The 14787-nt window shown below is 71.7% G+C and carries 8 protein-coding genes, 1 tRNA gene, 1 other RNA gene and 3 pseudogenes; 9 read left to right on the top strand and 4 right to left on the bottom strand.

The features are described from left to right. Positions 1-58 precede the first annotated feature (58 nt). Positions 59-2914 carry a helix-turn-helix transcriptional regulator gene (locus CES90_RS40695; protein ID WP_189787962.1) on the top strand — a complete coding sequence of 952 codons (2856 nt, stop codon included), beginning with the start codon at positions 59-61 and terminating at the stop codon, positions 2912-2914. 354 nt (positions 2915-3268) lie between these two features. Further along, positions 3269-4066 carry a S1 family peptidase gene (locus CES90_RS40690; protein WP_189787961.1) on the top strand — a complete coding sequence of 266 codons (798 nt, stop codon included), beginning with the start codon at positions 3269-3271 and terminating at the stop codon, positions 4064-4066. Between the two features lie 146 nt (positions 4067-4212). On the opposite strand, the gene CES90_RS40685 is transcribed toward CES90_RS40690, so the two are convergent. Beyond that, entirely contained in the window at positions 4213-5355 is a 1143-nt protein-coding gene (locus CES90_RS40685; RefSeq protein WP_189787960.1) for a winged helix DNA-binding domain-containing protein, read from the bottom strand. A 177-nt stretch (positions 5356-5532) separates the two neighbouring features. Here CES90_RS40685 and CES90_RS40680 point away from each other — a divergent pair, with 177 nt between their 5' ends. From CES90_RS40680 to CES90_RS50540, 3 genes and pseudogenes are all read left to right on the top strand, one after another. Continuing rightward, on the top strand, positions 5533-6693 hold the full coding sequence (locus CES90_RS40680) for a magnesium and cobalt transport protein CorA (RefSeq protein ID WP_189787959.1): 1161 nt from the start codon (positions 5533-5535) through the stop codon (positions 6691-6693). A gap of 395 nt (positions 6694-7088) precedes the next feature. Beyond that, positions 7089-7220: pseudogene (locus tag CES90_RS50545) on the top strand (helix-turn-helix domain-containing protein); the annotation flags it as partial. After that, positions 7203-8040, top strand: a pseudogene (locus tag CES90_RS50540) (LLM class flavin-dependent oxidoreductase); the annotation flags it as partial. The pseudogenes CES90_RS50545 and CES90_RS50540, both read left to right, overlap by 18 nt. 131 nt (positions 8041-8171) lie before the next feature. Here CES90_RS50540 and CES90_RS40670 read toward each other — a convergent pair. Next, a complete protein-coding gene (locus tag CES90_RS40670) occupies positions 8172-8606 on the bottom strand; it encodes a DUF3052 domain-containing protein (protein WP_189787958.1) in 435 nt (144 codons plus the stop codon). Positions 8607-8667: 61 nt separating this feature from the next. Beyond that, a pseudogene (locus tag CES90_RS52180) lies at positions 8668-8804 on the bottom strand (biotin carboxylase N-terminal domain-containing protein); the annotation flags it as partial. A 266-nt stretch (positions 8805-9070) separates the two neighbouring features. Between CES90_RS52180 and CES90_RS40660 the strand changes: the two are divergent. Further along, positions 9071-9610 carry a flavin reductase family protein gene (locus tag CES90_RS40660; RefSeq protein ID WP_189787956.1) on the top strand — a complete coding sequence of 180 codons (540 nt, stop codon included), beginning with the start codon at positions 9071-9073 and terminating at the stop codon, positions 9608-9610. Between the two features lie 110 nt (positions 9611-9720). Next, positions 9721-11805: a type I polyketide synthase gene (locus CES90_RS40655; protein WP_408646627.1), complete on the top strand. Its 2085-nt coding sequence runs from the start codon at positions 9721-9723 to the stop codon at positions 11803-11805. A gap of 5 nt (positions 11806-11810) precedes the next feature. Here the strand turns inward: CES90_RS40655 and CES90_RS40650 are convergent. Continuing rightward, positions 11811-11898, bottom strand: a tRNA-Ser gene (locus CES90_RS40650). A gap of 119 nt (positions 11899-12017) precedes the next feature. Here CES90_RS40650 and ffs point away from each other — a divergent pair. Together ffs and CES90_RS40640 are read left to right on the top strand one after the other, a co-directional pair. Next, positions 12018-12114, top strand: an RNA gene (gene ffs, locus CES90_RS40645) — signal recognition particle sRNA small type. An 82-nt stretch (positions 12115-12196) separates the two neighbouring features. Beyond that, a complete protein-coding gene (locus CES90_RS40640) occupies positions 12197-14617 on the top strand; it encodes a DNA polymerase III subunit gamma and tau (protein ID WP_189781033.1) in 2421 nt (806 codons plus the stop codon). Positions 14618-14787 lie beyond the last annotated feature (170 nt).

Below are 14787 nucleotides of genomic sequence, written 5' to 3'. Positions count from 1 at the left end.
TTCAAAGGCTGGATGCCTAATATTGGCCAGGACACGACACAGAGGGGAGCGGTGGCCCGTGCGACGGGACTTCATGGAGCCTGGGAGACCCCGCCCCGACCTGGTCATAGGCAGGGAGGAGCTGTTCACGGCAGCGCGTGAGCAGCTTGCGCGTGGTGGGAGCGTGCTGGTGCACGGTTCCGCCGGGATCGGTAAATCGACCGTGCTGCGCGCTCTGGCCGCGGAGTACGGGGAAACGGCCCGCACCGTGCTGCGCTGTTCGGCCACCGAGTCCGAGTCCCACTTGCCGTTCCTCGCGCTGACCGACCTGCTCGGGCTGGTCGTGGACGAGGTGTCCGATCAGTTGCCCGCCCCGCAGCGCACGGCTCTGGAGTCCGCGCTCACCGGTCGCGGTGAGTCGACCCTTCAGCGGGACGGACTCGCCCTGCGGCTCGCGGTGCTGTCGACCCTGCGGACCCTTGCCGCCAAGGGTCCGGTGCTGATCGTCGCGGACGACCTCCAGTGGCTGGATCCGGCCAGTGTCGAGCTGCTCGGGTTCGCCGCGCGGCGGCTCGGGGAGATGCCGGTGCGCATGCTGTGCGCCGTACGTACGTCCACCGATCCGCACGGCCATGAGCAGGACCGATATCTACGCGCGTCCCCTCCCGGCACTCTTGCCCTCAGAGTCGCTCCGCTGTCCCGGACGCATGTCGCCGAGCTGCTCGAGAACCGTGGTTACACCGGTCTGCCCCGCTCGACCGTGCGGGACATCCACCGCACCAGCGGCGGCAACCCGCTGTTCGCGCTGGAGCTGGGCCGTGCCCTGGCCGACAGCCCGACCCCGCCGCGGCCGGGGGAGCCGCTGCCGGTGCCGACCTCGCTGCGGACCCTGGTCCTGAACCGGCTGGACATGCTCTCGGCGGAGGCCCGCCGCACCCTGCTCGTCGCCAGCGCCGGTGCCCGGCCCACGCTGGCCCTGCTGCACGCCGCCGGACGGGAGAACGCCGAGGCGGAGACGGCGCAGGCCGCCGCGCTCGGGCTGCTGGCGCCGGAGCGGGAGGGCCCGGGCGTGCGGTTCGCGCACCCCCTGGTGTCGGCCGCGCTGTACGCCGAGGCCACCGCCCAGGAGCGGCGGGCGGCCCACGCCGCGCTGTCCACCGCCGCCGGCGACCCCATCGAGCGGGCCCGGCATCTGGCTTTGTCCACCACCGGCGCCGACCCGGAGGTCGCCGCCCGGCTCGGTGAGGCCGCCGCTGTGGCCCGGGACCGGGGCGCGCCCTCGGTCGCCGCCGAGCTGGGGCTGCTCTCGGCCCGGCACACCCCGGCGGGCGTGTCGCCCGGCCCGGACGAGCGGCGGCTGCAGGCCGCCGAGGACGCGCTGACCGCCGGGGAGAACGACCTCGGGCGGGACATCGCCCGCGAGGTGCTGAGCCGGGCCACCGAGCCCGCCGAACGCGTGCGGGCCTGGATGGTGGTGATCGACGCGGCCGGGCAGTCCCTCACCGAGGTCGACGCCGTCTATCCGCAGGTCCTCGCCGACGCGGGCGACGACCCGCGGCTGCTCGCCCTGGTCCGCTACCAGCTCGCCTGGCGCGCGCTGGTCCTCGACGGTGACTTCGCCGAGGGCCGCGAGGAGGCCGCACGCGCCGCGGAACTGGCCGCGCGGGCCGCCGACCGGCGCACCGAACTGCTCGCGCTCGCCTTCCAGGCACAGGCCGAGACCCTGATGGGGCACCCGGACGCGCCGGCGACCATCAAACGCGCGCTCAAGGAGCCGCAGGACCCGCAGCTCGCGTGCCACCACAACGGGGCGGGCGCGACCCGGTTCCGCTGGCTGATGATGAGCGACCAACTCGGCGAGGCCCGGGCGACGATCACCTCGCTGCTGCGTGAGGTGCGTCAGCGCGGCATGGTCGAGAGCGAGGTGCACTACGTACGCTTCCTCGCCGAGACCGAGTTGCGCGCCGGGCACTGCGGCCGCGCCCTCGACCTCGCCCGCGAGGGTCGGCGGCTGGCTCAGGACTCCGGTATCGGCGAAGGTGCCTCCGCCATGTTCACCTCGCTCGCGGAGGCCGCCGGCGGCGATGTGGAGCGGGCCCAGGCCCTCGCCCGCGAGGCTGCCGAGCACGCGGAGCAGGACGGCGACCTGATGTACCTCTCCCGCGCCCTGGGCGCCCTCGGGCACGCCCAGCTGGTGGCGGGGGACGCGCCCGGCACCGTGCAGTCGCTGCGCCGGGTACGGGAGTTGGAGGAGGGGCTCGGGGTCACCGACCCCGCGCGCGGGCGCTGGCACGGCGATCTCGCCGAAGCCCTGGTCCGGGTCGGGGAGTCGGCCGAGGCGCAGGACGTCATCGACGTCACCCGGCAGCAGGCGCTGCGGCTCGGCCGCGAGAGCGTGCTCGCCGTCCTCGACCGGGCGGAGGCGTTGGTGCGCGCGGCGCGCGGTGAGCAGGACGCGGCGGTACGTCAGTTGACCTCGGCGCAGGACCGGCTGGCCAAGCTGGGCTATGGCCTGGAGGAGGCCCGGGCCGCGTACGCCCTCGCTTCCCTGCGCACCCTTCCGCAGGCCTTCGGCGCCCGGCCAGGGGGGACGTCCGCGCCCACGCCGACGTCGTACGAGGAGGCGGCCCGGCTGTTCCGCCGCTGCCGCGCCCTGCCGTGGCTGCGGCAGGCGGAGCAGGCCACGGTCGCCCCGGCGCCCCCGCAGCAGGTGGTCCTCGCCCCGTCGGCCCTCGACGCCCTCGCCGTGCTCGCGACGACGGAGCGTCAGGTCGCCGAGCTGGTCATGGAGGGGGCGACCAACCGGGAGATCGCCGGTCGGCTCTACATCAGCGTGAAGACGGTCGAGGCGACGCTCACACGGGTCTACCGGAAGCTGGGAATCCGGTCGCGTGTGGACATCGTGCGTCTGGCGGCGGGACACCGTACGAACTGACCTTTCCGGGACCGGCACGAACTGACCTCCCCGGGACCGGCGTTTCGAACCCCTCCCGGGGACCGGCGCGCCCCCTCCCATGAGGGCCGGCGCACGCGAAGCGACCTTGCAGCTCCAGCCTAGGCTCAAACCGCCGACCGGGTCATCGAGGGTTTTCCCTCCCCAACTCCCCTAGGGGGATCCCCCATTGGGACGGGATCACTCCCGCTCTTAGTTTTTGTGCCGTGCCGCACGCCAGGGCACACGGACCGGCCCACCGCCCCGCTCGGCTCCCCCGAGCGGGGCGGTACCGCAGGGTCTGTGCACCACCCCCCACCCGCGCGTCCCCCACCGGCATCCCCCATGAGGAGAACCATGTTCGGGTTCAACCGTGCGAAGAAGACGCTGGTCGCCGCCGCGGCGACCGCCGCCGCCTCCGCGGCCGCGCTTCTTGCCGCCCCCGGCGCCGTCGCCGCTCCCCAGCCCATCGTCGGCGGTACGACCACGACCGCGAGCGCGTACCCGTACGTCATGCAGATCACGAACGCCTCGCAGAGCCAGTTCTGCGGCGGCACGCTGGTCTCCGCGACCAAGGTGATCACGGCGGCGCACTGTGTCGTCGGCAGAACGACCTCCAACACTCGTGTGGTGGGCGGCCGTACGTACCGCAACGGCACCAACGGCACCGTCAGCCAGGTCAGCCGCATCTGGATCCACCCCGACTACACGTCCGCCCAGCAGGGCAGCGACGTGGCCGTGCTGACGCTGTCGACGTCGATGCCGTACACCCCGGTCTCGTACGTGACCTCGTCGCAGACCAGCGTCTACGCGGCCGGCACCACCGCCCGCATCCTCGGCTGGGGCACCACCTCCTCCGGCGGCTCCTCCTCCAACCAACTGCGCACCGCGACCGTGCCGATCGTCGCCAACTCGGTCTGCGGCGGCTCCAGCTCCTACGGCTCCGAGTTCATCGCGAGCGACATGGTGTGCGCCGGTTACACCTCCGGCGGCGTGGACACCTGCCAGGGCGACAGCGGCGGTCCCCTGATGATCGGGGGCGTCCTGGCAGGTATTACTTCCTGGGGTTACGGCTGCGCCGACGCGAAGTACCCCGGCATCTATGCCCGGCTGACCACCTTCTCCAGCGCGGTGGCCGCGCAGGTCAACTCGTAACCGACAACCGGTTCCGGGAGATGCCGGGATAGGCCGGGCCACGGGCTCCTGAGGCACATCCTCAGGTGATACCAGGGGGCGTTGCGAACCTGCCACGAGCGGTTCGCAGCGCCCCCTTCCAATGCGCCCGCACGGGCCATGGTGTGTTACTGGGCGACGGTGCCGAAGCGGATGTCGTACGTGCCGTCGCCGTGCAGGACGGTGAGGGTGCGTCCGGCCTCCTCGACGAGCTCCTCCCGCTGTCCCCTGGTGAGCCGTCCGAACGGCTCGAGGGTGAGGACGTCGTCGTCAAGCTTCCAGAGGCCCGCCAGGAAGCCGTCGACGAGGAAGGAACGGTAGGCCTGATTGCCCCGCCAGGTACGGCCCTTGGTCTCCGGCGACACCACCCGTGTGCGGTCGGCGTGGGAGAGAAGCAGGTTGTCGAACTCGGGCAGCAGGCGGGGCGGGGCCGGGGTGTCCGGGTCGGGGCGGGGAGCGTCGGGGAGGTCGAAGAGTTCGACGCCGCTGTCGTCGCGGAAGGTGAGCAGCTCCGGGCGCAGCCGCTCGAAGGTCTCGCGCAGCCGGGTCAGTCCGGCCCAGGTCTGCATGTCCTTGACGGAGGCGGGCCCGAAGGCGGCGAGATAGCGCCGGACCACGGTCTCCGGCGCGGGGGCCGGTTCGGCGGGGCGGCCGAGCCAGTGCTCGGCGGTGGTCAGCGCGACCTGTCCGCTCCGCCCCCACAGACCGCGCGGGGTGACCTGGACGAGCGGCAGCCGGCAGCGGGCGGCGAGACCGAGGGCGAACGGGTCGGCGTCCGGCCACTCGACGAGGAGGGCCTCGCGCAACTGCTTCAGGGTGCGCGGCTCGGCCTCGACCAGCTCCCGCGCGAGCGCCGCGAGCCGGTCGAGGTCGACGCCGACGAGCCCCCTGCGGAACTGGTTCAGCTCCCTCTCCCGGGCCGGCTGCACCAGGGGCCGCAGGGTCAGGCAGTCCTCCGCGGTGTGCGTGTGGATCGTGGAGCGCAGGGTGACGATGCGTACGACGGCACGGTCGGCCATGAGCGTCGACAGCTGCTCGGGCGCGAAGCCCTCCAGGCGGGCGGCGAGGGCGTAGTACGGCGGTTTGACGTTCTGCGCCTGCAGCCCGAGGAGGTACTGGACGGCGTCGTACGCGGAGGTGGCGGGCGTGGCGGGCGCTGCTGATGTGGCGGGCGCTCGGTGCAGGAGGAACTGGCGGGCCAGGGTGGCGCGGTTGAGGGCTCGAGGGCCGAGCCGGGGTGCCGGTGCCGTGCGGGTGGCCTTGTTCGTCATACCTCGCACGCTAGCGGGCAAAGAGGACAGATACTGTCCGCTTCGGTCCGCAACAGGCGCCTTCCCACGCCCCCTCCCCACCCTCGCGGCGTTTGCCCCGTATATCCTGCTCGCGTCCTGTTCACGTCCTGTTTCGGTGATCACACAGTCGTACGCGCACCTCGGGAGGCATCCGCGATGGCCGATCGACGCGGTCGCCCGGACTCGAAGAACGCCAGGAAATCCGTCTGGCGCCGCGCCCTGACCCCGCCGACGGCATCGCCCGTCGAACCGGCGGCACCGGACCCGGAAACGCCGGAGCCGACGGCGCCCGAGCGGGCGAGCGTGGTGCAGGCGGCCCTGTACCAGGACGGTGTACGTGTCTCCTCCCCCGACACGCTCGCGGACACGTACCGCGAGCTGCGCGAGGCGCCGTCCGGCATGGCGTGGATCGGTCTGGCCCGTCCGACCGAGGGTGAACTCCTGTCCCTGGCCGCCGAGTTCGACCTCCACCCGCTCGCCGTCGAGGACGCGATGGAGGCCCATCAGCGCCCCAAGCTGGAGCGCTACGGTGACACCCTCTTCGTCGTCCTGCGCGCCGCCCGCTACCTCGACGCCCCCGAGGAGGTCGACTTCGGCGAGCTGCACGTCTTCGTGGGCCCGGACTTCGTGATCACGGTCCGGCACGGCGCGGCCCCGGACCTCTCGGCAGTCCGCCACCGTATGGAGGAGACGCCGGAACTGCTGAAGCTCGGCCCTGAGGCGGTCCTCTACGCCATCCTCGACGCCGTGGTCGACGGCTACCTGCCGGTCGTCGCCGGTGTCCAGAACGACATCGACGAGATCGAGACGGAAGTGTTCCGCGGCGACCCCGAGGTCTCCCGCCGCATCTACGAACTCTCCCGCGAGATGGTCGAGTTCCAGCGCGCCACCCGCCCCCTCGTCGGCATGCTCCACGGCCTCATGGCCGGTTTCACCAAGTACGGGACGGACGAGGAACTCCAGCGCTACCTCCGCGACGTCGCCGACCACGTCACCCACACCAGCGAACGGGTCGACGGCTTCCGTCAGGCCCTCACCGACATCCTCACGGTCAACGCCACCCTCGTCACCCAGCAGCAGAACGCCGAGATGCGGGCACTGGCGGAGGCGGGCTTCGAGCAGAACGAGGAGATCAAGAAGATTTCCTCTTGGGCGGCCATCCTCTTCGCGCCGACGCTGGTCGGGACGGTCTACGGGATGAACTTCGAGCACATGCCGGAGTTGCACTGGGTATTCGGATACCCCCTTTCGATCGCCCTGATGGCTGCCGTGTGTACCAGTTTGTACGTCATCTTCAAGCGGCGGGATTGGCTCTGAGTAATCACCGGCTGAGCCGCCACTCGGCAGCTCGGAGACCTCCGATCATGGGCGCGTCGAACGCCCCTGAGGGCGCTGGGGAGAATCCGGGGAGAATGAAACGCGCTCCGCTTCGTCGCTCCCTCCCCCGGTGGGCGCGCCGACCTGACGTGCTGGCCGGAAGGGCTGGCGTGACGGTCCTTGACCGTGCTCGTGTTGGTGGTGGGCTGGAGTCTGCCGTCTCGATCGTCTGACGGGCGGTTTCCCCGGTTCCTCCGCTCCGCTGTGCGCGTGCGACCTACCATCCGGTTCATGGTGGAGTCCGAGATCGCTGAACGGATCGCGGCGCGGTGCCGGTCGCGCCACCGCCACTCTCGGGCGCCGCACCCTCGTCGGGATGTCCATAGCATTGCTGTGTGAGCCGAGAGGTCGAGGATCTGAACCGGCGCCTGCTTCGCGCCCGTGATGCGATGGACCGCGCCTACGCCGAGCCGCTCGACGTTCGTGCAGTTGCGGCGGTGGCCCACATCTCGCCAGCCGCCCTGGCACCGGGCCGGATCATCTGCGGCGTCGGCACCGGAAACACCGCCCGGCGCACCCTGGGCATGCGGCCGACCACGGCGGCCAGGCTGGAGAACTTCATCGCCGCACTGCAGGACCTGTGCGCCGGACGCTCGACCGAGTACCGCGAAGGTGACCGGGTCCGCGACATCCGGTTCCTGCACACCGGGGCACACGTGAACACCGCCGACCCGATCGAGTTCGTCGTGGCCGCGCTCGGGCCGCAGGCCGCCGCCGTCGCCGGCCGCCGCGGCACCGGCCTCATCTCCTTCGGCCTGCTGGACCCCACCGCCTGGCACGCGCTGCACGACGCCCGCCGCCACGCCGCCCAGGACACACCCCGCGCCCCCCGACTCCCACAGGGACTCCTACCTGGTCACCTCGCTCCACATACTCGACGAGGACGACGACCCCCACGGCGACGCGACCCTGGACGCGACCGGCCACCTCGTTCTGTCGCTGCTGGCCTTCGCCGCCGACACGGCCGCCGAAAGACCCACATTCGCCGAGCAACTCAGCCCTGAGGAACGCGAGGCGGTGCGGCGGCTCCTCGACCGGTGAGGCACCACCGCCACCGCACCGGACCGGCACACCAAGCTCTATCCCAACTACCTCGGACGCATCGCACCACAGGACCGGGACCTGGTTCTGCCCTCGCTGATGAACACCCTGGCCCTGGTCGGCACCCGCGACGACCTCCTCGCCCGCATCGCCACCCTGGAACAGGCCGGCATCGACGAACTCCTCATCCAGCCGGTGATCGACCCGCCCACCGAGATGGCCCAGCTCGCGAAACTCCTCACCTGAGCGGACCCGCCCGCCACACCGTACGCCTGGCGGTTGGCGGATTGATTACGTCAATTGGCGGGCAGAGGCGGGCGCGGGAAGGTGCACGGGTTCGTCACCGGTTCTTGTTGCGGTCACCGCGCGGCGCTGGCTCACCGTTGCCGCGTGCGGTGCTCCCTGCGGCGTACGAACTTCAGCCCCGACCAGTCCTCCCCCAGCGCGGCAACCTTCACGTCGACGAGCCCGAGCGGGAGGAACTGATCACGGAGGTCGTTCTCGGTGATTTCGCTGACGTGCCCGGCGGCCATGCGGGGCCAGGCGATCCAGGGCATGGCGTCGTCGGCGAGCTCACGGGCCGGCACCGGCGCCTCTGCGGTCAGATCCGTCCGCATCCGATAGAAGGCGACGGCGACGTCTGCCCCGCGCGGGCCACCGGCGGCGAGGTCGCAGCCGGCGGGGAGCGCCGGGATGCCCCAGCCCTCGGGCGCGTGCCGCAGCCGCACCCGGTGGCCGGCCTTGACACCGATCTTCCTCGCGAGCGGCGTGCCGGAATACCCACCGTTGTCGCTGCTGTGGGAAACGCCCATGCCCGCCCTCCCGGCCCGACGCCAAGTCCACAACCCTCGGCCCTCCGGTGCACCACTCCGGCAGGTCGTCCCGGTCCGGGCCGGCGTAGACGGCCATCGGGCTCATGATGGGCACACGCCCGCGATTCCCGCATCCCGGCACGCCCGGGCCACGAGGGCAGCGATTTCGCCACGGTTGGCAATCAACACCTTGCGCACGTTCCTCCGTACGGAATGAACGGCTCCGACGGCACCGGCTATCGCACCCGCACCTTTCGCAAGGGCACGTCGTCAGGGCGCGATCGCCGAACCGCCACGGACAGAGGCCAACCACACCCGCGACCGATCGCATTCTGCGGATTTCCGCTCCGAGACTCGCCAGTTACCGGCCTCGATGCCTGCGAGCGACCAATTACCGCACGATGCCCAGGTCGTTCTGCGCGCCCCGTAGGTTCCACATCCATGGGATACCCGAGGGGAGTGACATGAACTCTCTGTCCACCGACGAACCCACCGCGCACCGGGCCACGGACGGGGTGCCCGCTTCGCTGCGGGAGGTGATGGCGCGATTCGCCACCGGTGTGACGGTTCTGTCCACCGGCGGAGAACACATCCACGGAATGACCGCGAACGCGTTCACCTCTGTCTCGCTCGACCCGCCGTCCGTGCTGTGCTGTGTCGACCGGAGCGCTGTGATGCACAAGGCCATCAAGACCGCGGGGCATTTCGGGGTGTCCATCATGGAGGCCGGCCAGGAAGGCCTGGTCCGTTTCTTCGCGGACAAGAAACGCCCGCTGGGGCCCGGGCAGTTCGCCGACGTCGACTGGTCCCCGGGGCCGCGTACCGGCGCGCCGCTGCTGTCGGGCTCGCTGGCCTGGCTGGAGTGCGAACTGTCCACCGCCTACGACTTCGGGACCCACTCGATCTTCATCGGCGAGGTGGTCGGAGCGAGCCACGGCGGCGCCCGGGACGGGCTGCTGTTCTTCCGCGGCGGCTTCCGGCGCGCCGTCCCGCACTCCGCCTGACACCGCGACGAAGCGAACCGGAGAGCGGCTCCCGGTCCATGTCCCGGATTCAGCCGCACAGACCGTTAATTGCACCCGTAGGGAAATCGGCGTGGAAAGGACAGCCGAGCGTGACGACGAATACCTTCGATTCCGCTGAGACCAACCCGCGGCTCCCGGACGAGGAGTCCATCGCGGTGATCGGTATGTCCTGCAGGCTGCCGATGGCCCCCGATCCCGAGGCTTTCTGGGAGTTGCTGCGGGACGGCCGGAGTTCCATCACCGACGTTCCGGAGGACCGCTGGCAAACCGTGGAGCCAGCCGCGGACGCAGGTGTGCGCAGGGGCGGTTTCCTCGACGATATCGGCGAATTCGACGCGGGATTCTTCGGGATCTCGCCGCGTGAGGCCGCCGCGATGGACCCGCAGCAGCGGCTGGTACTCGAACTGTCCTGGGAGGCCCTGGAGGACGGCGGCATCGTGCCGTCCCGTCTGCGTGAGTCCCGTACCTCCGTGTTCGTGGGCACGCTCCGCGACGACTACGAGAGCCTGGTCCACCGGCACGGCACCGCGGCGATCACTCAGCACACCATGACGGGCGTCAACCGCGGCATCATCGCCAACCGCGTCTCCTACTACTTGGGCCTGCGCGGTCCGAGCCTCACCGTCGACGCCGCGCAGTCGTCGTCGCTGGTCGCCGTGCACCTCGCCTGCGAGTCACTGCGTTCGGGCGAGTCGTCGCTGGCGATCGCCGCCGGGGTAAACCTGAACATCCTCGGGGAGGGCGCGGTCACCGGCGAGCGGTTCGGCGGTCTGTCCCCGGACGGTGTCGCCTACACCTTCGATGCCCGCGCCAACGGGTTCGTGCGGGGCGAGGGCGGCGCGGTCGTCGTCCTCAAGCCCCTCGCCCGGGCGGTGGCCGACGGCGATCGCGTGTACGGCGTCATCCGCGGCAGCGCCGTCAACAACGACGGCGCCACGCCGGGCCTGACCGTGCCCAGCCGCGAGGCACAGCGCATAGTGCTGCGCGAGGCGTACGCCAAGGCCGGCGTCGGCCCCGACGACGTCCAGTACGTCGAGCTGCACGGCACCGGTACCCCCGTAGGTGACCCCATCGAGGCCGCGGCGCTGGGCGAAGCGCTGGGCACGGGGCGGGGCACCGCGAACCCGCTGCTCGTCGGATCGGCCAAGACGAACGTCGGGCATCTGGAGGGCGCAGCGGGCATCGTCGGTCTACTGAAGGCGCTGCTGAGCATCCGGCACCGGCGCATCCCCGCCAGCCTCAACTTCGAGACGCCCAATCCGGCGATTCCCCTCGACGACCTCGGACTGTCCGTCGTGCGCGAGCTGCGCGACTGGCCCCACCCGGAGCGCCGGCTGCTGGCCGGTGTCAGCTCGTTCGGCATGGGCGGCACGAACTGCCATGTGGTCCTCGCCGAGGCTCCCGCGGTGGTCGCGGGGCACGGCACGGGGTCCGGGGAACCGGCCTCGGTGTACTCCGCCGTCGTGCCGTGGGTGGTGTCCGGCCGGGGGGAGGACGCGCTGCGCGCCCAGGCCGCCAAGCTGCGTTCCGCCGCGGTCGTGCGCGACGCCGATCCGATGGACGTGAGCTGGTCGCTGCTGACCACTCGCACCCGGTTCCAGACCAGCGCCGTCGTCCTGGGCGAGGACCGGGGCTCTCTGCTGGCGGGGCTCGACGCGTTGGCCGCCGGTCTGCCCTCGCCCCAGGTGGTCTCCGGCACGGCCCAGGAAGGCCGTCTCGCCTACCTGTTCACCGGACAAGGCGCACAACGCAACGGCATGGGACGCCAACTCTACGAAGCCTCACCCGTCTTCGCCGCCGCCCTCGACGAGGTCTGCGCCGCCCTCGACCCCCACCTCGACCACCCCCTACGCCCCATCATGTTCGCCCCCCACGACAGCCCCCACGCACCCCTCCTACACCAAACCCGCTACACCCAACCCGCCCTCTTCGCCCTCGAAACAGCCCTCTACCGCCTCCTCGAACACCACGGCCTACACCCCGACTACCTCACCGGCCACTCCATCGGCGAACTCACCGCCGCCCACCTCGCCGGCATCCTCACCCTCCACGACGCCGCCACCCTCGTCACCACCCGCGCCCGCCTCATGCACACCGCCCCACCCGGCGGCACCATGATCGCCATCCAAGCCCCACACGACCAAGTCACCCACCTTCGACATCGTGCCCGGTGAGGCACTGGCGGAGGATACGAGATTCGAACTCGTGAGGGGTTGCCCCCAACACGCTTTCCAAGCGTGCGCCCTAGGCCTCTAGGCGAATCCTCCGCCGGAAACATTACATGACGGCGGAGGGTGCTTGCGAACTCGTTCGAGGGCGGGGGATCAGGGTGGGAGAGGAGGTCGGGGAGGCGGGCGGAGGTCCCCGGGGGATCGGGTAGGCTGGGGGCAGCCCCTCACGCGGCGCTATCTGACTGAACTCCCCCAGGGCCGGAAGGCAGCAAGGGTAGGTCGGCTCTGGCGGGTGCGTGGGGGGTCTTGTGCGTTCCCGGGGGCTTTCAGAGGCACGGCGGGGGCGGTCGCTCGGCGGTCCCTGTTGTCAGTGGGCGGCTATAACCTCGTATGCGTGTCGTCTCTCGCGCTGTACCGCCGCTATCGCCCGGAGTCGTTCGCCGAGGTCATCGGGCAGGAGCATGTCACCGACCCGCTGCAGCAGGCGCTGCGGAACAACCGGGTCAATCACGCGTACCTGTTCAGCGGCCCGCGTGGATGTGGCAAGACGACCAGCGCGCGGATTCTCGCCAGGTGTCTGAACTGCGAGCAGGGTCCTACGCCGACGCCGTGCGGGGAGTGCCAGTCCTGTCAGGACCTCGCGCGGAACGGGCCGGGGTCCATCGACGTCATCGAGATCGACGCCGCTTCGCACGGTGGTGTGGACGACGCCCGTGAGCTGCGGGAGAAGGCCTTCTTCGGGCCTGCGGGCAGTCGGTACAAGATCTACATCATCGACGAGGCCCACATGGTCACGTCGGCCGGGTTCAACGCCCTGCTGAAGGTCGTCGAGGAGCCGCCGGAGCACCTCAAGTTCATCTTCGCGACGACGGAGCCCGAGAAAGTCATCGGGACCATTCGGTCGCGTACACATCATTATCCGTTCCGGCTCGTGCCGCCCGGCACGCTTCGCGACTATCTGGGCGAGGTCTGCGGCAAGGAGAACATCCCCGTCGAGGAGGGAGTTCTGCCGCTGGTCGTGCGCGCCGGGGCCGGCTCCGTGCGTGACTCGATGTCCGTCATGGACCAGCTGCTGGCCGGCGCGACCTCGGACGGTGTGACGTATGCCATGGCCACGTCCCTGCTCGGTTATACGGACGGGTCGTTGCTCGACTCCGTCGTCGAGGCCTTCGCCGCCGGCGACGGGGCCGCGGCCTTCGAGGTCGTGGACCGGGTCATCGAGGGCGGCAACGACCCGCGGCGGTTCGTCGCCGATCTGCTGGAGCGGCTACGGGACCTCGTGATCCTCGCCGCGGTGCCCGACGCCGTCGAGAAGGGGCTGTTCGACGCGCCCGCCGACGTCGTCGAGCGTATGCAGGCACAGGCCGGCGTCTTCGGTGCCGCCGAGCTCAGCCGGGCCGCCGACCTCGTCAACGAGGGGCTGACGGAGATGCGGGGGGCCAATTCGCCCCGCCTCCAGCTCGAACTGATCTGCGCGCGCGTCCTCCTGCCCGCGACCTACGGCGACGAGCGGTCCGTCATGGCCCGCCTGGACCGCCTGGAGCGGGGGGTGAACTTCTCCGGGGGCGGGGCCGCGCCCGCGATGGGGTACATGCCCGCGCCTGACGCCCACGGGGCACATGGGGGAGCGGCTGCTCCCACGGGAATGGCTGTTCCGCCGGGGGGCGGGCCCGCGGCGGCTCGGGCCGCGGTCCGTGGAGCCGGAGGTCCGGGAGCGCCTGGGGCTCCGGCCGCGGGGACGCCGGGTGCCGGTGGCGGATACGCGCCGGGTCCGGATGCGTACGGTGCCGGGGGCGCCGGTGGCGAAGAGGCCGGCCCCGCCGGGGCGGCTCCACCCGGGGCCGGTTCGCACGACGCGCCTCCGGTGGCCCCTGCCGCCGCGCCCGCGCCCACACCCGCGCAGACCAGCCCCAACGCCGACACTTCGGCCTCTGCTCCTCCCGCCGCCCCTGGCTCCTGGCCCACCACGGCTGCCGCCGGCAGTGGTCGGCGCCCCGGCGGATGGCCGACGGCCGCGCCCGCCGGTGGTGGATCCGCGCCCGGCGGCCCGGGCACCTCCGCGCCGGCGGCCCCGGCCGCGCACGCCGCCCAGCCCGGTCCTCCGGCGTCGTCGTCCGCCCCCGCCGCCCACACCCCCGCCCCCGGTGGACTCGACCCGCGTGTGTTGTGGCCGAACGTCCTGGAGGCGGTGAAGAACCGTCGCCGGTTCACCTGGATCCTGCTCAGCCAGAACGCCCATGTGGCCGGTTTCGACGGCACGACCCTGCAGATCGGCTTCGTCAACGCGGGCGCGCGCGACAACTTCGCGAGCAGCGGCAGTGAGGACGTACTGCGGGCGGCGCTGGCCGAGCAGTTCAACGTGCACTGGAAGATCGACGCGATCGTCGACACGTCGGGCGGCGGCTCGGCTCCCCCCTCGGGCACCCCCGGCGGGTACGGGGCTCCGGCCCCGGCCATCGGTGGCCACGGCGGCGGAGGCGGATACGGCGGCGGTGGGGGCGCCGGCTACGGAGGCGCAGGCGGCGGCGGTTACGGCGGTTCCCCGGCCCCGGCCTCGCCTCCCGCCCAGCCCCAGCCATCGGCTCCGGCACCCCGCCCGGCGTCTATGGCACCGGCTGCGCCCCAGTCCGCTGCGGCACCCCCGCCCATGGCCGCGCCGGCCCCGCCCCGGGCCCCCGAGCCCCCACCCGTCTCCCCCGAGGACGACACCCCCGAGGACGACGACCCCGACCTCGACGAGTCGGCCCTCTCCGGCCACGAACTGATCGTGCGTGAACTGGGTGCGACCGTGGTGGAGGAGATCGCGAACGAGTAGCGGGGCGGACGAGTAGGCGGGGGGCGGACGAGTAGGCGAGGCGGACGAGTACCGGGCGCGATCGAGTAGCGGACGACGGCGCCCACCCCTCTTACTCCCGGAGGCCCTCTCTTACTCCCGGAGGCCCTCCCTCTCGCACGTCTCCGTCTCCCCCTCACACCCTCCCCCTC

It is taken from the genome of Streptomyces capitiformicae, from assembly GCF_002214185.1.
Taxonomy (GTDB): domain Bacteria; phylum Actinomycetota; class Actinomycetes; order Streptomycetales; family Streptomycetaceae; genus Streptomyces; species Streptomyces capitiformicae.
This window is presented reverse-complemented; position numbering and strand designations above follow the sequence as displayed.